At 37.2% G+C, this 23284-nt stretch carries 19 protein-coding genes and 1 pseudogene; 15 read left to right on the top strand and 5 right to left on the bottom strand.

Going from position 1 to position 23284, the window contains the following annotated elements; all coding sequences use genetic code 11:
• Positions 1 to 7: 7 nt before the first annotated feature.
• Positions 8 to 1438: an Asp-tRNA(Asn)/Glu-tRNA(Gln) amidotransferase subunit GatB gene (gene gatB / locus ACQKEZ_RS15070; protein WP_427302147.1), complete on the top strand. Its 1431-nt coding sequence runs from the start codon at positions 8 to 10 to the stop codon at positions 1436 to 1438.
• A 185-nt stretch (positions 1439 to 1623) separates the two neighbouring features.
• Here the strand turns inward: gatB and ACQKEZ_RS15075 are convergent, their stop codons facing one another.
• Positions 1624 to 2469: a TetR/AcrR family transcriptional regulator gene (locus tag ACQKEZ_RS15075; protein ID WP_427302149.1), complete on the bottom strand. Its 846-nt coding sequence runs from the start codon at positions 2467 to 2469 to the stop codon at positions 1624 to 1626.
• 131 nt (positions 2470 to 2600) lie between these two features.
• Here ACQKEZ_RS15075 and ACQKEZ_RS15080 point away from each other — a divergent pair, with 131 nt between their 5' ends.
• Complete coding sequence (locus ACQKEZ_RS15080) at positions 2601 to 5756, top strand: efflux RND transporter permease subunit (protein WP_427302151.1); 3156 nt, start codon at positions 2601 to 2603, stop codon at positions 5754 to 5756.
• Positions 5757 to 5787: 31 nt separating this feature from the next.
• Here ACQKEZ_RS15080 and ACQKEZ_RS15085 read toward each other — a convergent pair whose 3' ends face one another.
• A complete protein-coding gene (locus tag ACQKEZ_RS15085) occupies positions 5788 to 6741 on the bottom strand; it encodes a nucleoside hydrolase (protein ID WP_427302153.1) in 954 nt (317 codons plus the stop codon).
• A 179-nt stretch (positions 6742 to 6920) separates the two neighbouring features.
• Here ACQKEZ_RS15085 and ACQKEZ_RS15090 point away from each other — a divergent pair, with 179 nt between their 5' ends.
• The 6 genes and pseudogenes from ACQKEZ_RS15090 to ACQKEZ_RS15115 all read left to right on the top strand — a co-directional run.
• Positions 6921 to 7829: a diacylglycerol kinase gene (locus tag ACQKEZ_RS15090; protein WP_427302155.1), complete on the top strand. Its 909-nt coding sequence runs from the start codon at positions 6921 to 6923 to the stop codon at positions 7827 to 7829.
• Positions 7830 to 7890: 61 nt separating this feature from the next.
• Positions 7891 to 9279 (top strand): 23S rRNA (uracil(1939)-C(5))-methyltransferase RlmD, encoded by a 1389-nt coding sequence (gene rlmD, locus ACQKEZ_RS15095; protein WP_427302157.1) that lies wholly within the window; start codon positions 7891 to 7893, stop codon positions 9277 to 9279.
• Positions 9280 to 10214: 935 nt separating this feature from the next.
• On the top strand, positions 10215 to 10724 hold the full coding sequence (locus ACQKEZ_RS15100; protein ID WP_427302158.1) for a sigma-70 family RNA polymerase sigma factor: 510 nt from the start codon (positions 10215 to 10217) through the stop codon (positions 10722 to 10724).
• Positions 10725 to 10757: 33 nt separating this feature from the next.
• A complete protein-coding gene (locus ACQKEZ_RS15105) occupies positions 10758 to 12176 on the top strand; it encodes a DUF4179 domain-containing protein (RefSeq protein WP_427302160.1) in 1419 nt (472 codons plus the stop codon).
• A 412-nt stretch (positions 12177 to 12588) separates the two neighbouring features.
• Entirely contained in the window at positions 12589 to 13560 is a 972-nt protein-coding gene (locus ACQKEZ_RS15110) for a tRNA dihydrouridine synthase (RefSeq protein WP_427302162.1), read from the top strand.
• Between the two features lie 121 nt (positions 13561 to 13681).
• Positions 13682 to 13885, top strand: a pseudogene (locus ACQKEZ_RS15115) (SMI1/KNR4 family protein); the annotation flags it as partial.
• A gap of 320 nt (positions 13886 to 14205) precedes the next feature.
• Here the strand turns inward: ACQKEZ_RS15115 and ACQKEZ_RS15120 are convergent.
• Positions 14206 to 14577 (bottom strand): hypothetical protein, encoded by a 372-nt coding sequence (locus ACQKEZ_RS15120; RefSeq protein ID WP_427302164.1) that lies wholly within the window; start codon positions 14575 to 14577, stop codon positions 14206 to 14208.
• A gap of 500 nt (positions 14578 to 15077) precedes the next feature.
• Here ACQKEZ_RS15120 and ACQKEZ_RS15125 point away from each other — a divergent pair, with 500 nt between their 5' ends.
• From ACQKEZ_RS15125 to ACQKEZ_RS15150, 6 genes are all read left to right on the top strand, one after another.
• On the top strand, positions 15078 to 15284 hold the full coding sequence (locus tag ACQKEZ_RS15125; protein ID WP_427302166.1) for a hypothetical protein: 207 nt from the start codon (positions 15078 to 15080) through the stop codon (positions 15282 to 15284).
• Between the two features lie 260 nt (positions 15285 to 15544).
• On the top strand, positions 15545 to 16369 hold the full coding sequence (locus ACQKEZ_RS15130; protein ID WP_427302168.1) for an ABC transporter permease: 825 nt from the start codon (positions 15545 to 15547) through the stop codon (positions 16367 to 16369).
• Between the two features lie 15 nt (positions 16370 to 16384).
• Entirely contained in the window at positions 16385 to 17119 is a 735-nt protein-coding gene (locus ACQKEZ_RS15135; RefSeq protein WP_427302169.1) for a hypothetical protein, read from the top strand.
• A 127-nt stretch (positions 17120 to 17246) separates the two neighbouring features.
• The gene (locus tag ACQKEZ_RS15140) at positions 17247 to 17906 is read left to right on the top strand and encodes a DUF2705 family protein (protein ID WP_427302414.1); all 660 of its coding nucleotides are present in this window, start codon (positions 17247 to 17249) and stop codon (positions 17904 to 17906) included.
• Positions 17907 to 17920: 14 nt separating this feature from the next.
• Complete coding sequence (locus ACQKEZ_RS15145) at positions 17921 to 18568, top strand: ATP-binding cassette domain-containing protein (RefSeq protein ID WP_427302171.1); 648 nt, start codon at positions 17921 to 17923, stop codon at positions 18566 to 18568.
• Positions 18565 to 19266, top strand: a complete 702-nt coding sequence (locus tag ACQKEZ_RS15150; RefSeq protein WP_427302173.1) for a hypothetical protein — start codon at positions 18565 to 18567, stop codon at positions 19264 to 19266. The genes ACQKEZ_RS15145 and ACQKEZ_RS15150 overlap by 4 nt, the downstream gene beginning before the upstream one ends.
• Positions 19267 to 19675: 409 nt before the next feature.
• On the opposite strand, the gene ACQKEZ_RS15155 is transcribed toward ACQKEZ_RS15150, so the two are convergent.
• Both ACQKEZ_RS15155 and ACQKEZ_RS15160 read right to left on the bottom strand, forming a co-directional pair.
• Complete coding sequence (locus tag ACQKEZ_RS15155) at positions 19676 to 20920, bottom strand: HAD-IIA family hydrolase (protein ID WP_427302174.1); 1245 nt, start codon at positions 20918 to 20920, stop codon at positions 19676 to 19678.
• An 87-nt stretch (positions 20921 to 21007) separates the two neighbouring features.
• Positions 21008 to 22336: a 6-phospho-beta-glucosidase gene (locus ACQKEZ_RS15160; protein ID WP_427302176.1), complete on the bottom strand. Its 1329-nt coding sequence runs from the start codon at positions 22334 to 22336 to the stop codon at positions 21008 to 21010.
• Positions 22337 to 22534: 198 nt separating this feature from the next.
• Here ACQKEZ_RS15160 and ACQKEZ_RS15165 point away from each other — a divergent pair, with 198 nt between their 5' ends.
• A complete protein-coding gene (locus ACQKEZ_RS15165; protein WP_427302178.1) occupies positions 22535 to 23281 on the top strand; it encodes a MurR/RpiR family transcriptional regulator in 747 nt (248 codons plus the stop codon).
• Positions 23282 to 23284: the final 3 nt, after the last annotated feature.

The raw sequence follows: 23284 nt of genomic DNA on the forward strand, positions 1-23284 counted from the left end.
GAACAGAATGAACTTTGAAACGGTAATCGGACTTGAAGTCCACGTAGAGCTAAAAACACAATCAAAAATCTTCTCAAGCTCGCCGACACCTTTTGGGGCAGCTGCCAACACACAAACAAGTGTCATTGACCTTGGCTACCCTGGTGTTCTGCCAGTTATAAACAAAGAAGCAGTGAACTTTGCAATGAAAGCGGCAATGGCGCTTAACTGTGAAATCGCAACTGAAACGAAGTTTGACCGCAAGAACTACTTCTATCCAGATAACCCGAAGGCATACCAAATCTCGCAATTTGATAAGCCAATCGGTGAAAATGGCTGGATTGAAATCGAAGTCGAGGGCAAAACAAAACGTATCGGCATTACACGTCTTCACTTAGAGGAAGATGCAGGGAAGCTGACACATACAGGTGATGGTTATTCACTAGTCGATTTCAACCGTCAAGGGACTCCTCTTGTTGAAATCGTATCTGAGCCAGATATTCGTACACCTGAAGAAGCGTATGCATACTTAGAAAAGCTAAAATCCATCATTCAATATACAGGAGTATCAGACTGTAAGATGGAAGAAGGCTCACTTCGTTGTGATGCAAACATCTCGCTACGTCCGATTGGACAAGAGCCATTCGGGACAAAAACTGAATTGAAAAACTTGAACTCTTTTGCGTTTGTTCAAAAGGGACTTGAATTTGAAGAAAAACGTCAAGAACAAGTTTTACTTTCAGGTGGCGTCATTCAACAGGAGACACGTCGCTACGACGAAGCAACGAAGAAAACACTCTTAATGCGTGTGAAAGAAGGCTCAGACGACTATCGTTATTTCCCAGAGCCTGATTTAGTGGAGCTATACATTGATGATGAGTGGAAAGAGCACGTGAGAGCATCGATTCCTGAGCTTCCAGATGAACGTCGCAAGCGTTACATTGATGAGCTTGGCCTACCTGCATACGATGCAATGGTACTAACGCTAACCAAAGAAATGTCCGATTTCTTTGAAGCAACCATTACAGAAGGTGCTGAAGCAAAGCAAGCCTCTAACTGGCTCATGGGTGAGGTTTCTGCTTACTTGAATTCTGCTCAAAAAGAGCTGGAAGATACGAAACTGACACCACAGGGACTTGCAGGCATGATCAAGCTAATTGAAAAAGGCACCATTTCCTCTAAAATTGCGAAAAAGGTGTTCAAAGAGCTGATCGAAAACGGCGGAGATGCTGAAAAAATCGTGAAAGAAAAAGGCTTAGTCCAAATTTCTGACGAAGGCGCATTGTTGAAGCTTGTCACAGAAGCACTGGACAACAACCCGCAATCTATTGAAGACTTTAAAAACGGAAAAGATCGTGCGATTGGTTTCTTAGTTGGTCAAATTATGAAAGCATCGAAGGGACAAGCAAACCCACCGATGGTCAATAAGATCCTACTTGAAGAAATCAAAAAACGATAGATACACAAAAAACCGCCTGCTATAAAAGCAAGGCGGTTTTTTCGCGCGCCAAAAGATGGAGGTCTTATGATATATTCAGACCACCGCCGTATATCTTTTGAAGCATCTTTTTCTTATAATAAAGCAGAGCAATGAGCGCATCCAAAAATAAAAAAGGTGAACGAAACGCTTCCCTGATTGTTTGATCAATCAAGGAACAGTTTCATCCGTTCAGCAACTATCAGCACAGCAGGTTCATCACTACTTAGTAAATTGGAGAGCATCCCTTGAATGACAGGTTTTCTTGGTAAGTCTTTTGCTAGTTCCTCTTCAATCACTTCGATCGAAATGACAGTATCATCGGAGAGCACGTTTTCCAACTTTAACAGTCTCAGTTCTTCCAAAAGAGCTACTTTTGGTGGTGGTTGTTCCTCCCAAATGTACTTATCAAGTATAGGAGGCGTTTCTGAACGAAGAAGACCATGTACCAAATCATCAAATCGTTCAATGATAAATGAGGCAAGCTCGTCAAAAGACAAATCGGCTTTATCCTGTAAAAGCAGCACTTGGGCGTACGAATGAACGATTCCTTGAATCATGACTGACAGGTCAGTTACATAAGGTTCGATGCTTGATCCATAGGTAGATAAAATGGAAATTTGAGTTTGTTCGTTTAATTGCTTCTTTACTTTTTTAGAATATTCCTTAATTTGCTGGTTTTCAGGAATAATGTTTTCACTTAAGACCAAAATGATAAAATCTTTGTTTTCTGCAAACTGCTGAAATTGGTAAGTGATTTGTTTTTTAAAGATGTCTCTTGGAGGTAGCTCGTGATATATCTCTCTTACTTTTGCAAGACCTTGCATGGAATTTTCTATGTAATATTCAAAGGCACTGTTTAAGAGCTGTTCTTTTGATTTAAAATGCAGATAAAATGCACCCTTAGAAATTCCGCACTCATCTGCTATTTCCTGAATGGTCGTGGAAGAAAAACCTTTTTTCGCAAACAATTGGATGCTTACTTTAATGATTTTTTCCTTTTTTTCGTTCATTAAATGAGGCCCCTTCAGCTTTAAAATGTTTTGCCAAACGTACGTAAAATGGTTGACGACATTGTATATCAACGTTTATTATGATATAGAATGACCAGTCAGTCAATACATAAAAGAAAATGGAGGACACGATGAATTCGATTATTAATTTTGTATTAAAGAATAAGTTCGCTGTATGGCTCATGACAATTATCGTAACAGTTGCTGGTCTATATGCCGGATTGAATATGAAACAAGAATCAATCCCAAATATCAACACCCCAGTGATTATGGTCTCTACAACGTATCCTGGCGCTACGCCGGACGAAGTATCAGATAAGGTGACCGATCCAATTGAAAAAACGATCCAAAACCTAAATGGAGTGAATGTCGTCACTTCAAATTCATATGAAAATGCGTCATCCATTCAAATTGAATATGACTATAGCAAAGACATGGATGAGGCGAAAAAAGAAATTGAAGATGCGATTGGCAATATCAACTTCCCAGAAAATGCAGAACAACCAAAAATCGCACGTTTCAGCATTAACGCCATTCCAATTTTAGCACTCAGTGTGTCTGGCGATAAAGAATCCTTACAGGAATTAACTGAAAAAGTTGAAAATGATTTGATCCCTGCACTCAAAGGTCTGAGTGGTGTCTCATCTGTAGAAGCATCTGGTCAACAAATCAAAGAAGTGCAATTCTCATTTAAACAAAAGAAACTCGAAGAATATGGTTTAGATGAAGAAACCGTTCAAAACATCATCAAAGGTTCCGATGTAAACTTGCCACTTGGCTTATACACATTTGGCAACAAGCAAAAATCGGTTGTCGTGGACGGTAACATTTTAAGCGTGAAAGACTTGAAAAATATGCGTATTCCTGTGACAGGAGGGGCCGGTAATGCCTCTGGCGGAATAGGAAATACAGGTGCAGGTGCAGGTGGAAGTGCTGAGCAACAAGCAGCAGCAGGCAGTCAGTCTGTAGAACTTCCAACAGTGAAGTTATCTGAAATAGCCAATATCAAAGTAGTAAAAGAAGCAGAATCAATCTCAAGAACTAACGGTAAAAATAGTATCGGACTTCAAATTATGAAGGGCTCTGATGCAAACACAGTCAGTGTTGCAGAAGAAGTCACAAAAGAACTAGACAAATTTAAAAAAGACAACGATGGAATGAACATAAGTTCAACTTATGATCAGGCAGAGCCAATCAAAGAATCTGTCAGCACAATGCTGAATAAAGCAATCATTGGTGCCATCTTTGCAATTATTATTATTCTCTTGTTCCTTCGTGACATCAGATCAACATTGATCTCGGTCATCTCGATCCCATTATCACTGTTAATTGCTATCTTAATTTTAAATCAGCTTGATATTACGCTGAACATTATGACCCTTGGCGCGATGACCGTTGCAATTGGTCGTGTCGTGGATGACTCCATTGTCGTCATAGAAAACATATACAGACGGATGGCACTCAAAGATGAACCGTTACGAGGAAAAGCCCTTGTACGAGAAGCAACGAAAGAAATGTTCTTGCCAATTATGTCTTCAACGATAGTCACAATTGCTGTGTTCTTGCCATTAGCACTTGTTGGTGGCATGATCGGTGAATTATTTATCCCATTTGCATTAACAATTGTGTTTGCTTTACTTGCATCACTTCTTATTGCCGTTACGATCGTTCCAATGATGGCACATAGCTTGTTTAAGAAAAACTTGTATGGCAATAGAAAAGAGCTCAAAGAACACAAACCAAGTAAGCTAGCACTTGGCTACAGACGTGTGTTGAACTGGACATTAAATCATAAATGGATTACGTCTGGAATTGCCGTTCTTATGCTTGTCGGAAGCTTATTCTTAGCACCACTTGTTGGCGTTAGCTTCTTGCCACAGGAAAGTGAAAAAACAGCAATAATCACGTACACACCTGAGCCTGGACAAACAAGAGAACAGGCTGAAAATGAAGCGAAGAAAGCAGAAGAATACTTAATGGAACGTGAGCATGTCGATACAGTTCAATATTCATTAGGTACGTCAAATGCTCTGATAGAAAATGCTGGCGGAACTTCAAATGGTGCTCTCTTCTTTGTCAAATATGAAGATGACACACCGAAATTTGAAAAAGAAAAAGAAAAAATTAGCAAAGATCTTCAAAAAAATGCATCTCAAGGTGAATGGAAGTTACAAGATTTCTCATCTGGCGGTGCGAGCAATTCTGTCACTTACTATGTGTATGGCGATACAGCAAGTGACATTGAGGGCACAGTAAACGATGTAGAAAAGATTTTAAAAGACGAGAAGAATTTGAAAAACGTGAGCACAAGCTTGGCTGATAAATATGCTGAATACACATTTAATGCAGACCAAGAGAAGCTTGCTAAACTAGGCCTTACAGCTTCACAAATTGCACAAGAGATTGCACCTCAAAGCAGCGAAATCACTTTAACGAAGGTGACAGAGGGCGGCACAGAAATTGATGTGAAGCTTCAAACAGATAAAGACGAATACAAGAGTAAGAAAGATTTAGAAGACAAAAAAATCACGACACCTACAGGGCAAGAAATCCGAATTGGAGATGTCGTGAAGGTCAAAGAAGGAACAACGGCAAATACAATCACGAAACGTGACAGTAAAATCTACGCTGAAGTATCCGGAGATATGACAACGGACAACGTAGCGAGTGTCACACAAGACGTACAGAAAAAGGTCGACAAGCTTGACTTGAAATCTGGTGTAACTATTGATTCAGGCGGTGTGAGCGCAGATATTCAGGAATCCTTCACGCAATTAGGGATTGCGATGCTAGCTGCCATTGCCATTGTGTATCTGGTATTAGTTATCACATTCGGTGGAGGGCTTGCACCATTTGCGATCCTGTTCTCACTACCGTTCACAGTCATTGGTGCCTTGGTCGGATTGTTTGTAGCGAAAGAAACGATCAGCTTAAACGCAATGATTGGCTTGCTGATGCTGATAGGAATCGTCGTAACAAATGCCGTTGTCTTAATTGACCGAGTCATTAATAAAGAGAAAGAAGGACTCTCAACAAGAGAGGCATTACTGGAAGCTGGTACAATAAGAGTACGCCCAATCTTAATGACGGCGCTTGCGACAATTGGGGCACTTCTTCCATTAGCATTAGGATTTGAAGGCGGAAGCCAAATTGTTTCAAAAGGCCTTGGCGTCACAGTCATTGGTGGTCTGGCAAGTTCAACATTGCTGACATTGGTTATCGTACCAATCGTATATGAAGTGTTAAGCAAATTTAAACGCAAAAAGAAATACGTAGAAGAAGATTGAGATGGAGCCCCGCTTTGATGGCGGGGCTTTTCTATGAGGAAATTTGGCAAATTGCTCTCTTCATGAGCTTTTCAAAGGCATGAAAGAAAGCATCCCGTTCAACATAATTGATGACATTGATCATTTTTCCATCTAAGTGTTCTTCCGTTCTTCCTTGTGAAGGAGTCTCTGTATGGACAATAGCATTTACTTCCTTTGAACGAATAAATTGAGTAGATTCAAGGGTCATCGTTGTTAACACGTCCCATAAATAATAGGTGGAATTGGTTTCGTGATGAATGAGCGGTGGACAGAGAGCATAGCATTGACCAATAAAATCAATTCCAATAAAGGAACGAAGAGCTGCCCAGCGCTGACGAATATCAGGTGTAAGTGGGACTTGATTTGTACTTTCAAGAGCAACCATTTCAATAGGGAAGTGCTCTTGAAATACAGTGCTGACTGCATAAGGGTCCCAAAATGCATTCCATTCAGCCGTTCCATCATGCTCTGGCTCTTCTACATTGCCTTTTTCAAGAAACGTACCGCCCATCCAGATTAGTTTTTCGATTTTATTTGAAATAGAAGGGTCCTCTTTTAACGCACGAGCAAGGTCAGTGAGTGGTCCAGTAAACAACAGGGTAACTGGCTGTTTTGATTTTTTGATTGATTCGATTAAATGGAGATGAGCAGGAAGCTTGGACAACCTTGTCTCAACCGAGCCCTTTTCATTTAAGATCGGAAGGGCATCGACATAGAAAGCGTGCATACGCCATTCTTTAGGAAAGGGATTGACTCCTCTAGAGTTGGAAGCCGCTGTTTCCATTTCATAAGGGCTGAAACGATCAATGATTTTTTGAGAAGCGCTAAGTGCAGGCTCTAAATAGCAATCAGCAGGAATGACAGAAACACCGATCACTTCAATATGCTCCATTTGAAGTAAAAGAAATAAGGAAACGAGGTCATCTACACCACCGTCATGATTAAAATAAACAGGTTTCTTCATGAATATCACCCTTTGTATCATTTTTTTCATTTTATCAGAAAATTGGCTGTTTTTATGAATAGGACCATATCATTTCAAATATTAGGCGGCTGTTCTGTTGCCATTTTTAAATCTCATAGTATAATTAAAGGTTGTTAGTGGTGAAAATAGTTTGCATAATGAATATAGGATGATGATGAATGAAACGTGCTCGAATTATATATAATCCGACATCAGGACGAGAAATTTTTAAAAAGAATTTACCTCAAGTCTTACAAAAATTTGAACAAGCAGGCTATGAAACATCTTGTCATGCAACGACGTGTGCTGGTGATGCAACACAAGCGGCCGAGCAAGCCGCACTCAGGGAATTTGATCTCATTGTTGCAGCAGGTGGTGACGGCACGATTAATGAAGTCGTGAATGGACTGGCTCCTCTTGAAAATCGACCGAAACTTGGAATTATTCCTGTTGGAACAACCAATGATTTTGCGAGAGCACTTGGAATTCCAAGAGAGGATGTTCTAAAAGCAACCGACGCAATCATTGAAGGCGTTCCAAAACCGCTGGATATTGGTAGAGTCAATGGACATTTCTTTATTAATATTGCTGGTGGTGGACGTTTGACTGAGCTCACCTATGAAGTGCCAAGCAAGCTGAAAACAATGCTCGGACAACTGGCATATTACTTAAAAGGGATGGAAATGCTCCCATCAATTCGTCCAACTGAAGTCGAGATTGAATATGACGGCAAATTGTTTCATGGGGAAATCATGCTGTTTCTTGTTTCACTGACAAACTCTGTAGGAGGCTTTGAAAAATTAGCCCCTGATTCCATATTAGATGATGGAATGTTTGACTTAATTATTTTGAAAAAAGTAAACTTAGCAGAAGCAATTAGAGTTGCGAGCCTCGCCTTAAGAGGTGAACACATAAATGATAATAATGTCATCTACACAAAAGCGAATCGCGTCAAAGTAGATGTGAAAGATAAAATGCAATTGAATTTAGATGGTGAATATGGCGGTATGCTACCAGGTGAATTCGAAAACCTGTATCGTCACATTGAATTTATTATTCCGAAAGAAAAAGCAGAAAAAATGGGGTAGAAACGTAACTTGGTCTCTCAGGACGACCAAGTTTTTCTATGCAAATGAGGTGATTAAATTGGTGAAAATGAAACCACCGGTTCAAAAGAACGAATACTACGATGTTGCCTTTGAGGACTTAACGCATGAAGGGGCAGGCGTAGCTAAAATTGAAGGATTCCCGATCTTTGTACCAAATGCCCTTCCAGACGAACAAGGTAAAATCAAAGTCACTCGTGTTAAAAAAGGATTTGCTTTTGGACGACTCATGGAATTAACAAAGGAAAGCAAGCACAGGCAGGAAGCACCATGTCCAATTTATAATCAATGTGGCGGATGCCAAATCCAACATATGAGCTATGAAGGACAGTTGTTTTTTAAACAAAAGCAAGTAAAAGACGTGCTAGAGCGTATTGGAAAGCTTGATATGAGCCGTGTAAAAGTTCATCCTGTACTTGGTATGGATGACCCGTGGAACTACCGTAATAAAGCGCAAGTACCGATAGGAGAGCATGAAGGCGGATTAGTTGCAGGATTTTATCAGCAGCGTACCCATGAAATCATTGATATGGAAAAATGTCTGATCCAGCAGTCAGAAAATGATGAAGTGGTACAGGCGGTGAAAGACACATGCAATGCGTTTGGCATAAAAGCATACAACGAAGAGCGCCACAAAGGCTGGCTTCGTCATGTCATGGTTCGCTACGGTATCACAACAGGTGAAATGATGGTCGTCTTTGTCACAAGAACGGCTGATTTTCCTCACAAGCAACAAATCATTTACCAGATTATAGCACGCTTCCCACACGTACGGTCAATTGTGCAAAACGTGAATTCTAAGAAAACAAATGTCATTTTCGGCGATGAAACGACCGTTTTGTGGGGGGAAGAATACATTTATGACACGATTGGCGACATCAAATTCGCTATATCAGCTCGTTCATTTTATCAGGTCAATCCTAAGCAAACAAAGGTTCTTTATGACAAAGCACTTGAATACGCCGAGCTTCAAGGTGAAGAAACCGTCATTGACGCGTATTGCGGCATCGGAACGATTTCACTATTTCTCGCACAAAAAGCAGGCAAAGTATATGGCGTTGAAATCGTGCCAGAAGCGATTGAAGATGCAAAAAGAAACGCAGAACTGAACGGTATCGACAATGTTGAATTTGCTGTCGGCGAAGCAGAAACCATCATTCCGAATTGGTACAAAGAAGGTATTAAAGCAGATACGCTTGTCGTAGACCCACCAAGAAAAGGCTGTGATGAAGCCCTTCTTGAAACGATCCTCAAAATGAAACCGAACCGCGTTGTCTACGTGTCCTGTAATCCAGGTACACTTGCTCGTGATTTGCGTATTCTTGAAGATGGTGGGTATGTGACGGAGGAAGTGCAGCCTGTGGATATGTTCCCGCATACGAGTCATGTTGAGGTGATAGTGAAGCTTGTTTTAAAAGGTACAGTCGAATAAACTGTACCTAATTAAGAAGAAAGTGAGTGGGAAAGGTTGCAATGTATTTTAACCTTTCCTTCTTTATAAATCTCTATCTTGTTAATGAGCCTTTGGAGAACTTGCTTTAATACCTGTTCACCATCAATGGCAAGGTTAGCAAAACGTTCTACTTCTTTTTTAAAGAACTGTCATTCTTCTGTAGTATCTTTTCTATTTGCTAATGCGGATTGTAATTCAGCCTTTTATCTGCGATATCTTAAAGCTTTTCTAGTTTAAGATTATCTTTAATTAGTTCCCTGAGGTCATCTTTAACAGTATGTAAGAGAATGCCTTCCTCAATGATATGTGAAGAGCAATGAGCAGTTGTGAACTTTACATAGCCCCCACAAACTACGTCTATTGGTTTAAAGTGCATTCCGCTTCCATAGTCTGTGCATTTAGTGATATGTGTAAACAAACTCTCTTTTCCATTGCTCTTCATTAGTTCTTGAATCGCTATAAGATCTTCTTCCGAAGTAAGAGGGGAATGAGCGTTTTTTATAAGGACTTGTTTTTCAAGGTCAACTTTCAGAGTCATTTAAAAACTTTGTAGTCTCTTCTTTGGGTGTGGACTAGACTTCCTGTTTGAGCAGGGGTGTTGTACTACAACTCTACCATGTGGAGTGCTGTGTGTTGATGAAAAGAATGAAAGCATAAACAAAAAAGCCGAAAAAAACATGATCGGAGCTCCATTAATCGTATTGCCTGTCGAATATACTAACTGATCATCTAATTGATGTTTGAATAATCGAAGTAAAAACTTAAAAATATTAAAGTTCAGAAAACAGAAACTCAAAATAGTTTCTGTTTTTTTTTGAGCTAAAGATATTTTATTTGCATGGTAATGAAAAAAATAATATCTTGAAACTTTTATTAGGTCTAGAGTCCACTAATAGGTGAAGGGGGGATAATTGATGGAAGTAGAAATCCACCGATTAGTTAAAAAAGCAATCAGAGGTAACAAAAATGCATTTGAACAATTGGTTCAACATCACTATGAAAGAATCTATCGGACAGCTTATCTTTATGTACATAACGAAGCAGATGCATTGGACGTAGTACAGGAGGCAACTTATCAAGCCTATAAATCCATCAACTCGTTAAGAAATCCAGAGTATTTTACGACCTGGTTCACTAGAATTGTAATTCGATGTTCTGGACATCTGATAAAGAAAAGGGACAATGTCATTTCATTGGGTGATGAATTATTAACAAACTTGCCGGATGAATCGAATGCAAACATTGAAGAGTCTTCAGAGCTTCTTCATGCGGTTCAACAGCTTAGACTGAATTATCGTACAGCCATTCTATTATTCTACTATCACGATTACTCTATCAAAACAATTAGTCATGTGATGGGAATTCCAGAGAATACCGTCAAAACATATTTAAGCAGAGGAAAAGCAGAGGAAAAGCAGAGTTAAGAAAGGTTTATAAAAGTGAGGAGGATAAATGTCATGGATAACAAAGAATTCAATAATGTAATGGAAGAGATACCTGTACCAAAAGAAAAAGTATTTAACGCCATTTCTAAAGGAATAAACATGGATGTGGATCGAGGATTTGGGAAGAAAAAGAAGATTCTTATTGTTGTTGCGACCACTGCTGCTATTCTTGGAATCACCATGGCCTCAGGATTTATTAACCCTACTATGAATAAGGTACTGGCTAATGCCCCTGTAATAGGCGCAATCTTTCAAGGATTTGATGATTCAACAGGTGTTGATTTAGCTTATCAAAATGCTGTTACTGAACTAAATCAAACCATTACAAGAAATGGAGTAACTGTCAAATTGACTAGCGCGTACGTTGATGGTGGCGTAGTGTCAATTACGGGCATTGTAGACGAAACAGTTGAAAATGGGATAAACGAAAAAGGCGAAATCAGTTTTGACGTTAACTTTGAACATTATAAAGGCGATCATGATCCTTGGTTAAAGGGTATGTCAAAGGACATAAAGAAAGTAGAAAATGGATATCATTTTCAATGGAAAATGGTATATCCATTTAAATCATTGAATGAGAATTTCACACTTCCGATCAAGATTCATACGATTAATGGCATCAAAGGTGAATGGAATTTTAATATACCCATTCAACAAGAAAAAAATAGGACAATTGCACTCAATTATGATAAAGAGTATCCGGACGATGAAATCAAAATCCGTCTTAAAGAAATTCTGACAGCTAAAGCCTCGTCTTCACTTGTTTATGAGACTGTGAAAAAATTTAAGGGTGATGGTATTTATATTTTAAAAGCTATTGATAATAAAGGAACTGTATATCATTTTGGAAATGATATAGATTACGAGGATTCTAAACAAGAAAATGGATATTATAATACCGTTCGGACAAGTATGCCGAAGCTAAATGTCGACACTACATCTCTCACTTTTTATCCGAGCTTAGATATAGCAGATCCAACAGTAGAGCAGCGATTGGTTAAAAAATCATTTACTTTAAAAAGCCAGCGCTTTAATCTAGGCCTGCAGGTAAATGATGTTACCCAAAATGGTGAGAAACTGGTAGTAGATTATCAACTTACAGGACTTACAAAAAACTTGAGTCATGATCTTATTCATCATAACCTTGAATATGCATTTTCGTTAGTGGATGATAAATATAGATCAAGAATTGACTCTGAAAATTCGTGGCCTCCTAAAAACCACTCAATTTCATTGAATAAAGTAAAAATAATTGATAAAGCAACAGCACACTATCAATCTACATTTGAATTAAACGGGAATGAAAAAATAAAGAACTTTAAGATGGAAAACACTGTTTTACTATTCAACTTTTCAAGCTTTGTCTCTGCTAAAGATTTAAAACCATTTACTGTTCATCTTCCGGTCGGAGAAGATGAAACAGTTAAGTAGATCATTTAGGGTCGGCAGACGAGTGCGATGATTGCGGTGAATCATTAGTAGAATTGGGCGGTGACTTATGTAAGTCACCGTCTTTTTTGTATAAGTAAGATGTTTTATGAAATAGCACTTAGACTATAGAATGCATTATAAAAATAATCACTTAAACTACTGTATGAAGCTTCCCCATTCAATGAAAAATACCCAAAATAACGCTAATTTCTATTTTCTCTTATCGTTATTGGACCAAAAAACGACTTTCCGATGGGAAATTGTTTTTTAACCTTGCATTTCATCATCAAATGAGCTTTTTTGCAATTTTGCCTAGTTCATATTAAAGTATATAATGATGAAAATTGACGATCACTTTATAAGCTGACTTGCTTTTATAGTGTGTCATGTCAAGAGAGGAATTGGATGAAAGATGAGTAAAAATTTCTGGCGTGATTTACCACGACCATTTTTTATATTAGCACCAATGGAAGAAGTGACGGATGTTGTTTTTCGTCATGTAGTGAGTGAAGCAGCGAGACCTGATGTATTTTTCACAGAGTTCACAAACAGTGAAAGCTATTGCCACCCTGAGGGCATTCAGAGTGTCAAAGGGCGTTTGACGTTTACTGATGATGAGCAACCAATTGTCGCCCATATATGGGGGGACAAGCCCGAAAACTTTAGACAAATGAGCATTGGAATGGCGGAATTAGGGTTTCAGGGGATTGATATCAATATGGGCTGTCCTGTACCAAATGTGACGCAGAATGGGAAGGGAAGCGGATTGATTCTTCGTCCAGACGTTGCCGCAGAGTTGATACAAGCCGCAAAAGCAGGAGGTTTACCTGTCAGTGTGAAGACAAGGCTTGGTTTTACGGAGGTAGAAGAATGGCATGAATGGTTGAGACACATATTGGAGCAGGACATTGCGAATCTATCTATTCATCTGCGTACAAGGAAGGAAATGAGCCAAGTTGATGCGCATTGGGAGCTGATTCCAGAGATTAAGAAACTTCGTGACGAGGTGGCACCAAATACCCTTCTGACAATCAATGGGGATATTCCTGACCGTCAAACTGGCCTGAAGCTCGCTGATCAATATGGTGTGGATGGGGTGATGATTGGACGTGGAATTTTCCATAATCCATTCGCCTTTGAAAAAGAACAGAAGGATCATAGCAGTCAGGAGTTTCTTGATCTCTTAAGATTACATCTTGATCTCCATGACCAATACTCAACATTAGGCCTGCGTCCGTTCAAGGCGCTTCATCGCTTTTTTAAGATTTATGTCAAAGGATTTCGAGGAGCTAGCCATTTAAGAAATCAATTAATGAGCACAGCATCAACAAATGAAGTGCGTGCGATGCTTGATGATTTTGAGGCGAAGAATAAAGAACAATAATGATTGAAAAGAGGAGGGATGAGTCCCTTCTCTTTTTTTCTTCTATCTTAAATTAGGACTATAAAACCAGTTCAGGCAAAGGGTTTTATTAGATAGAAATGATAATTTAGGGGTACGTTGATTGAAACCATCTTGGGAGAAAGATAGTGAAGATTATCCTACTTTTAAAAAAATCAATGAGAAACAAATGACGAAGGCTGAAAAGAAACTAGGCGTCACTTTGCCAGATACATATAAGGAATTCATTCTTGAACAGAATGGGGGATATACAATCAATGCGTTTCCGACAGATCACCCTAATTCAATGGCAAAAAATCATATACAAAAGGATAGTATTTTTTTAGCTAAAAAAGTGTTCGCACTCTATGTATTTTTCACTTGTAGTACTCACATAGAGTGCGACATCCATTTCTTCCCTAATCATATCATTTTTCGATATTTCTTTCCCAATAACACGATATTTAAAGGAGAAAAGGATTTTTCTCATCAATTCAGCTTCGTGTCGAACTAGATTTTGTCGAAGAATCCTTTAGGGGTTTTATGTGCGTCTCACATTCGCACCACAGATATCATCAAGTTACGCTACCCTTGATTTTTACTTTTAAAAAAAATCCCCTGTTTTAGCCACAGGGGATCCATTCAAAACTACTCCGCACTCTCCACAACCTCACGGCTATCTTCAGTTTCACCAATGTAAATTGGGCCATTTGCATGGTCGATTCGGATTGGCCATTCGTAAGGGACTTGTAGGCGTCTGGCGATGGTTCTCCAGAACTTTACGGCATCGAATTCTAATTCTTGGAAGTCTTTGAGTAATTCTTTATAGGAAGAACCGTCAAACTGAATGTATGAGTCCTGCAGACGCATAAATGCGTAATGCCTTACTTCTAATGCGGCGGCTGCCTCCATTTCTTCTTCAGTTGCTTCTCCTATGATGGTGCCTGCGGGCGGGAGCATCTCGTATACATTAAATTCCTCTTCTTCTTCGTGTGCTGCATTGTTTGGTTGATCAGACATTTCCTTCACTCCTTCTTTTATTATGATAGATGTATAAGTGCTACACTTCTATTATCGGAAAAAATTTCTAAATGTGGAATTTTCTAAATAAGTGTGTTCAATTCAATCTCTTGCAGTTTTTGCCGTCAAACTCAAGAGAAAAGTATTAGGAGTTGTTTAAAAGGTATTATTTTTCACCGTAACACAAACTCTTGTTATCTAAAAGACAATCAAGTGTTTTATAGTTAAGCTAGATAAAGTAATTCATTAATAAGTTTTTTTAGCCAAAAGTTTATTTGAATTATTAAGTTTTTTTATTGTCAATTATAATTATGTATATTTAAAAATCAAATATGATTGGAATGTATTTATGATTGTTTCACAATTCATTTATTTTGTTTTTATGAATAATTAGTCTTTAATATTAAAGTGATTTATTTTGATTTTAATGTAATAGTTGACATTAAAGGATCGTTATGTAAGAATAAAGTCCGTAATTTAATATTAAATTAGGATTTATCATGGAAAAGAAAATTTTAGTTGGAATTTTAGGGATAACATTAATGCTACCTCTAGGAGCTGAAGCAGCTTATAAAAGTTATAGTGGTTATGTTTTAGGTGGAGGTTCAAAAAATAATAATACTTGTTACCATTCTAAACAAACTTTGAATCAACATATTATCAATACTGTAAAGAACTTTCAAAATGATACTACAGCTAACTTCTAGGCTCAAAGAGATGGTTCTAAGAAGGTTTCTTCAAAATACGCTCAAAAAAAGGTAACACCACTCAAATTACATTTAATGAGAAGGTAACTGAAGGGCAAAAGGTAAGAATGGCTATGGAAAATGAAAAATATTGGAGTCAGAAAGCATTTGTTTCTGGCAGAGTTGATTTTAGATGAATTATATAAATCGTAAAGCACTTTTTTATAAAGGTGCTTTTTGATATATTCGAACTTCGAAGTTTAGAAGGAAGGAAGTTGTAAATGAGAAGAATAAAATATGAATTTGAAAATTGTTTAAAAAGAAGTGAAATACATTTTACATTCAACTTTTTAGTAATTTTATCTCTATTAGGTTTTTGTATGGAGTGTTTTGCAATCTACGGTGGGAAAATGTCTAGTGTTAGATCTTCAGCAGAATCTAGCATGATACAAGGGACGTACTCTATATCAATTTTAATGATGATCTTAATCTTGTTTCCTATTATAAGTGGAGTAGTTTTCTCTGACTCTCTTTATACAGAATATAACTCCGGTGTTTATAAAAATATTCTGACAAAAATACATAAAAAAACGTATGTGTTATCTAAGGCAGTTGTAGTTTTTTTCACTACATTCTTAGTGGTGTTAATTCCTCTTGTTTTAAATCAGTTATTGTGTTTTATGTTTTTTCCATCAGAAGGATTTGATAATAAGTATTCCCTTCCACCATTTGATATAGGAGTGCAAAATTTCCATAAGGAGTACTTATTTGATTTTATAAGAATACAGTCCCCTCAATTATATATTTTTGTTCAAATTTTTGTGATTAGTCTATTTGCTAGTGCAATATCAATTTTAACATTTTCAGTCTACTTTTTCTTTTTGGATAAGAATCGAATTGTAGGTGTAATTGTAGTATTTGGATTATATGTTTCGTCTATTATCGTATTCAATGTAGTAGGACTCACTGGTTATTCACTTTATGATCAGCTTAGTCCAGAGCACATAGGGAGTTTTACTGTAATGATAATCTGGTTCCTCTTTATCTTAATATTGTCCTTAATTCTAACGATCATTAGTGGCATAAAAAAGGAATGGGAAATATAAGTTGGGGGATTTCAAATGAATGCATTCACCAAGCAGATTATAATGGACATGTTAAAGACAAGAAAAAATATGATCTTTATATTAATAGTTTTTATTTTACAAATATATAGCCTTGTAAAATTAGTCAAAGGATTTAATAATGTTGAGGAATCTCTAGTTTTGGTACACCATTATTTCTTTAATACAGCACTCATTCCTTATTTTGTTATTCCTTTTTTTATTTTTTGTGTTGGGGATTTACTTGAAAAACTGAATAAGCTTGTGGTGTTTACGAGATTAAATTCAAAAAAGCGGAGGATTCAAAAGAATGTAATCATCATATCAATGGCTATCTTTTATACACTACTACTAAATTCGGGATTTTTCATCTACATATCTTTAGTGGGGATTAATCATTATAATAATCTGATTGAAGGGATTATAGTCTTTCTTGGATTGATTTTATCTGTTTTAGGGATGTACTTAATCGGTAAGATATCGATTCTAATAGGATTTATCATGATGAATAAATTTTTATCTTTTTTGTGTATCTACTTACTGTTGATACTACCAGAGTTCATAAAAGGAGTTTTTTATTCGCCTATCTACAGTTATATTGACTACATCTTTTATATGAATTTAAATCATCAGTCAATATTTATGGATATGTTCTTTATAATATTTACAATATGTGCCGGCATAATTTTTGCAGAAATTTCAATTTTCTATTTATGGAAAAGAAAAGACTTAACGCTAGAGAAGGTGAATTAACATCATTATTAAGTTTCCATTTAAAAATATAGCATTTGTATTTTTGGTTAGCTTGTTACTCATTTTATACCATTTTGACGGTTACCAATTCTATATTAATTCAGACAAAAGTATCGCTTATTTAACTATGCTCGTTTTAGGATATTTAGAACCTGATTCTATAATGCAGCTTGAAATCGTTCCTTTATTAGCATGGTTACTTCCACAATTTCTTTTCATCAGTATATTGGGTAATCATATTAGTAAAGAATTAGAAAAAAGCGCTGTTTATATATTTACAAGATCAAGCAAAAGGTATAATTGGTTAATTAAACGATACTCAGAGCTCTTTATATACATCATTTTATGTTACATAATATTCTTTGTGGCAATCATTTTATTTGGTTGTGTAATGCACTTGAATTTTAATTTTAATGATTTTTATGTTCTCTTATTAGTATTTATAATTCAAGTAGTTTCAACTTTTTGTGTTGTTTTAATCATTAATTCTATCAATTTATATCTTAAAATTACCTTCAGCTATATTGTTTTTTTTAGTGTCTATTTGTTTCAAACATTATTTATAGGAATGAATTTAAGTAACAAATCAATTATGATGACTTTACCTTTTCCTAGAACGATCATTGGTTGGCAAAATAATGATATTATTCGAGATATTCAAATGGAAAATAATTTTTTCTATATAAAAGAGTTAAATTTAAGTTCTTCTATACTCTATTTCTTTATTTTAAGCTTGATAATAATTTTTACGAATATAATTCTTTTTAAACGGAGAGATATAATTTAAAGGGAGGTTTTAAAATGATTGAAGTCAAAAGTTTAAGTAAAAGTATAAAAAAAACCAAAGTATTGAATGATATTAATTTAAAGTTAGAGAAAAATAAAATTTATGGTTTTTTAGGAAGTAATGGATCAGGTAAGACGATGTTATTTCGAGCTCTATGTGGTTTGATTCGTCCAAATACTGGGGAAATAAAAATTGACAATAAGATATTGTATAAAGAAATTGATGTTCCTCCAAGTGTAGGAGTTATTATTGAAAATCCTGGATTTTGGGATAATTTAAATGGTTTTGAAAATCTAAAGTTACTATCTAAAATAAAAAATAGTATCAATGATGAGGGAATTAAAGTTGCTATCGAGAGGGTGGGGCTTAATCCTGAAGATCACAGAACATATAAGAAATATTCATTAGGTATGAAGCAAAGGTTAGCAGTTGCACAGGCTATTATGGAGAAACCAGACCTATTGATACTTGATGAGCCAACTAATGCATTGGACGAAGATGGTGTCGAGTTAATTAGAAGTCTTCTTTTAGAAGAGAAAAAAAGGGGGGCAACGATATTAATAGCTAGTCATAATAAAGACGATATCAATATACTTTCTGATAAGATATTTAAAGTGAAAGCTGGATGTTTAAATGAAGTAGAGGGGGATACAATTTCATGAAATTTAAGGTGAAACTCTTATACTCGATTACATTTTTTTTATTTTTATTTAGCATAGTATACGGTTTTATTGTAAAGGCTTCTTTAAAAGATGATGTTCATATTCATAAGAGTTTAAAAGAGTTCGATTCTTTTATTGTATCTAATGATGATGCGTCCGAGTACACAGATATTTATTTTAATAATAATATAGTAAATGTAGACAATTTGTTTGCAAAATCAGAATTAGTAGTTGTGGGGAAAATAGCTGATAAGAGGCTTAATTATAATCAAGCAATTAAGTCGGAATTTAAAATCGAAAAAATTTTGAAGTCTGACTCTGATGAAAATAATCAACTTAAAAAAATTTTGGTTTTTGAACCAAGTTATTTTTCATTCGACACTTACAATGTACAATCGGGATATAATCTAATGGAATCAAACAGATCATATCTACTTTTTTTAAAACATTTAAAAACTCCTAAAGGGTATAAGTATAAAAAAGATGAGGAAATTACGTATATGCCTGTTTCGACTTTCTATAGTAAATATGTTTTTAAAACAAAAAAAGATAATACTAAATTAATTAGTGCTCAGGCTTTAAATAATTTGAAATATAGAGAAATTAAAGATTACGATCTTCTCACTAGCGATGCTGAAATTTTTAATATGTATAAAACTTTAAAAAATGAACTTTTAAAAAGAGGTATGGTTCATTAATATTGTCATGAATTGCTTGCTGAATCTCGTGAAGGAGTGTATTAATTTATCAATGCCGGGGCGACTCAGGCGTTTTTGAATCATTTCTCTTGTGGCACTTTGAAGCGGAAAAAGTGATTTTGGCAACAGGGCTAACAGATGTGTTAACTGACATTGAGGGAATACATGATTTTTACGAAAAGACGATGTTTAGTTGTCCGTTTTGTGATTCAAGATTTGATAAGTGAAGTGTTTGATGTTCAATGAATCTTATTGCTGTAATGGATTGATTATCTTGATGACATAACAGTTGGGCAAGTAGTCAAAAGGTGTTTTGGTCATTCGGCGAGCAATCGTACGTGTTAGATAAGGCGGCTAAGTGCGCATGATTAAAATAAAAAAAGCAATCGTCATATGACAATTGCTTTTTTTAACGAATAAATGCACTTTTTTGATTTGCCAAGGCATCCTTCAGCCAGTTAGGGTGCATCGTCATGAGGTTTTCAGGGAGAGCATCGACTTTGAAAAATGCGGCATCCAGGGTTTCATTTGTTTGTTTCAGTAACGTACCATCAGTAATCGTGCAGGCGAAATAAATCGTTACAAAATGGCTTTTTTGTCCGTTTGGATACGTGAAAATTTGTGAGGTGGGGTCTGAATAAACACCGATTAGGCGGTCAACTTTGACGGTTAATCCTGTTTCTTCTTTGATCTCGCGAATAATGGCTTCTTCAATGGATTCGCCTGGTTCGACGTGTCCTGAGGGAATGCCCCATTTGCCGTTGTCTGCTCGCTGTAAAAGCAACACAGATGAATGGGTGTCATCCATGATCCATCCTGCAACACCGGCTTTTAGTTGGTCTGCCCAAGGGTGACTTGGTGGGAGCCAATTACCGATTTGAATGGTGGAATCAAATAGTGAAGCCAAATTTGAGATGACGGCATCTGCGTGGCGAGCATCATGCCAAGATGGATACATTATTTGTTCTTGTTCAGCCGAGACGAGAATGGCAGGAATGCCCGCTTGATGAGCACCCATAATGTCTGTTAAGGGATTATCCCCAATCATGACACATTTGGCTTTCTGATTACATGTTGATATTGCTGTTTCAAACATTGCCGGTGCTGGTTTTCCGATGATGAGAGGCTCTTGCCCACATCCTGCTGTAATGGCTTTTGTGATTGCCCCAGCGCCTGGTGCAGGGCCATTTGGTGTTGGGAAATTCAAGTCAGCGCTTGCTGCAATAAATAAAGCGCCTTGATAAATGAACTCTACAGCCTGTCGGATGTCGGCAAACGTGATTTGGTCATCCCAACCGACAATCACCGCTTCTGGGTGGTCATTTGTTGCTTGAATGCCAGCTTGATGAAGCTCGTGATAGAGTGCATCATTGCCAAGTATGAATGCTGTTTTGATCTTCTGGTCTTTGAGATATTGAGCTGTAGCAACGCTAGCTGTTATAATTTCTTTTGTATAGGCTTCAAAGCCGAGGCGATTCAGGCGTTTTTGAATCATTTCTCTTGTGGCACATGGATCGTTTGTTAAAAATCGAAGTTGCTTGTTCTCACGACGAAGTCTGTCAAGTGCAGTCACTGCGTGATGGACGGGTTCGTCTCCGATATAAATGACGCCGTCCAAATCGAATAGAAATACGTCAAATTCATTTGCGATCAATGGTGGTGCCTCCTATATTTATTGTTAAGGTCATTATAGCAAAGAAAACCCACCATCTGCCGTTCATGGGCAATGGTGGGTTGTTTTTTATGCTTCTACTTTGTTGAAGAACTGTGGTAAGTGTTCTTTATGTGCTTCTAGCATTTCATCTAGGATGCTTTTTGCAGTGGCATCTGATGGCACAAGCGGATTAATGGTCATGGCAACAAGTGCTGTGTTGTAATCTCCAGTCACTGCTGCTTCCGCTGCTACTCGTTCAAACGATTTAATTTGAGTAATGAGCCCTTTGACGGCAACAGGCATTTCGCCAACAGCAATTGGTTTCGGACCGTCTTTTGTAATCACACAGTTGAGCTCAACGGCTGATTCATTAGGAATGTCGCTAATAGCACCATTATTGATCGTGTTGACTGGCTGAATATCATGCTTGTCATTATAAATCGAAGCGATTAAGTTACAAGCGGCATCACTATAGTAAGCACCACCACGTTTTTCAAGCTGAGGTGGTTTAATGTCTAGATCTGGGTCTTTATATAGTTCAAACAAATCATTTTCTAGTGCACGTACGACTTCTGCACGTGTGCCTTCATTTGCAGCTGCTTTTTTCTCTTCCGCAAGCATGTCGCTTGTTTTGTAGTAGTAGCGATGGTATGGACACGGAATGACGCCAAGTCCTTTTAAGAAATCTGCATCCCACGGTATCGCTTGAATGTTGTTCATCGACATTGTAGATTCTGGATTTGCCATATCTTCAATGACTTGATCCATAATGCTTTTGCCATCTAAGAAGACATTAAGTCCGAAGACCATATGATTTAATCCAGCAAAGCTCACTTCGACTCTGCTTGGATCCACATCAAGCCCTTTGGCAATTCCCATACGAATTCCGATCGGAACGTTACATAAACCAACGACTTTGCGGTGATTTGTGTAGCGAAGAATGGCTTCTGTCACCATACCTGCAGGGTTTGTGAAGTTGACAAGCCAAGCATCTGGGCAAAGCGTTTCAATGTCTTTAACGATGTCAAGAATGACTGGAATGGTTCGGAGTCCTTTGAACAGTCCACCAGGACCATTTGTTTCTTGACCAATGACATCATATTTTAATGGAATGCGTTCATCTTTCATACGTGCTTCAAGGAGACCTACACGGAATTGAGTTGTCACAAAGTCAGCGTCTACTAACGCTTTTTTGCGATCTAATGTTAAATGGATTTCGATTGGAAGACCTGCTTTTTTGATCATTCGTTTTGCAAGGTCTCCGACAATTTCGAGCTTCTCTTGTCCTTGTTCTATATCGACTAACCATAGCTCACTGATTGGGAATTCATCATAACGTTTAATAAATCCCTCGACAAGCTCTGGGGTATAGCTGGATCCTCCGCCGATTGTGACAACTTTTAATCCTTTTGCCATGTTCTGCACCTCCGAATATTGTAACGCACAATGTTATAATAGGGTGAAAGCTATTGTAAAAGCTATGTTCACTATTTAGCTTACATGGAAAGAAAGGCACTGTAAACGCTTTACGCATCTTTAGGGAACGGTGTCTGAATTTGGGATTTGTTACATAAATGAAACACCTTGTTTCATGCAGATATAGGGGGAAGCTGGATGTTTTCGAGTGAAGTCATTGCAAGCTTTAATGAGTTGGAAAGTTCTTTATACCGATATATCATGGAGAACAGTGAGAAGGTTGTTTATATGCGAATTCGTGATCTTGCCGATGCTGCCCATATGTCAACTTCTTCTGTGCTTCGCTTTTGTCGAAAAGTTCATTGTGATGGGTTTTCTGAATTTAAGGTGAAGCTCAAGATGTATTTAGAAACAGAGCATACTGCCTCCTTGAAAAGTACACAACATTTCCTGTATGAATTCATTGAGCGGACGCTCAAAGGGGACTTTGAGGATAAGATTAAGGAAGCGGCACAAATGATTGCAAAAGCGAAAAATGTGCTGTTTATTGGAACGGGAAGCTCTGGTATTTTAGCGCAATACGGAGCAAGGTATTTCTCCAGCCTTGAGAAGTTTTCGTTTTATATCAACGATCCGTTCTTTCCGATGAACATGCAGTACTTAGATCATAGTGTGACGATTGTGCTGTCAGTGTCAGGAGAAAATCGGATTACGATTGACCATATTAGCAAATTAAAAAGAGAAGGTAGTCAGATTATTAGTATCACAAATAACCAGCATTGTACGATTTCACGTATCTCTGATTTGAACATTGCGTATTATGTGACAGACGAACGTGTGCACAGGTCGAATATCACAACGCAAACACCGGTCGTGTATATATTAGAAACAATGGCAAGAGACATGTTTGCAATGCTAAAAGAAGAAAATGGAAGGAGCAACTGATTC

The sequence above is a fragment of the Bacillus sp. NPDC077027 genome (genome assembly GCF_050269555.1).
In the GTDB taxonomy this organism is placed as follows: Bacteria; Bacillota; Bacilli; order Bacillales; family Bacillaceae; genus Bacillus.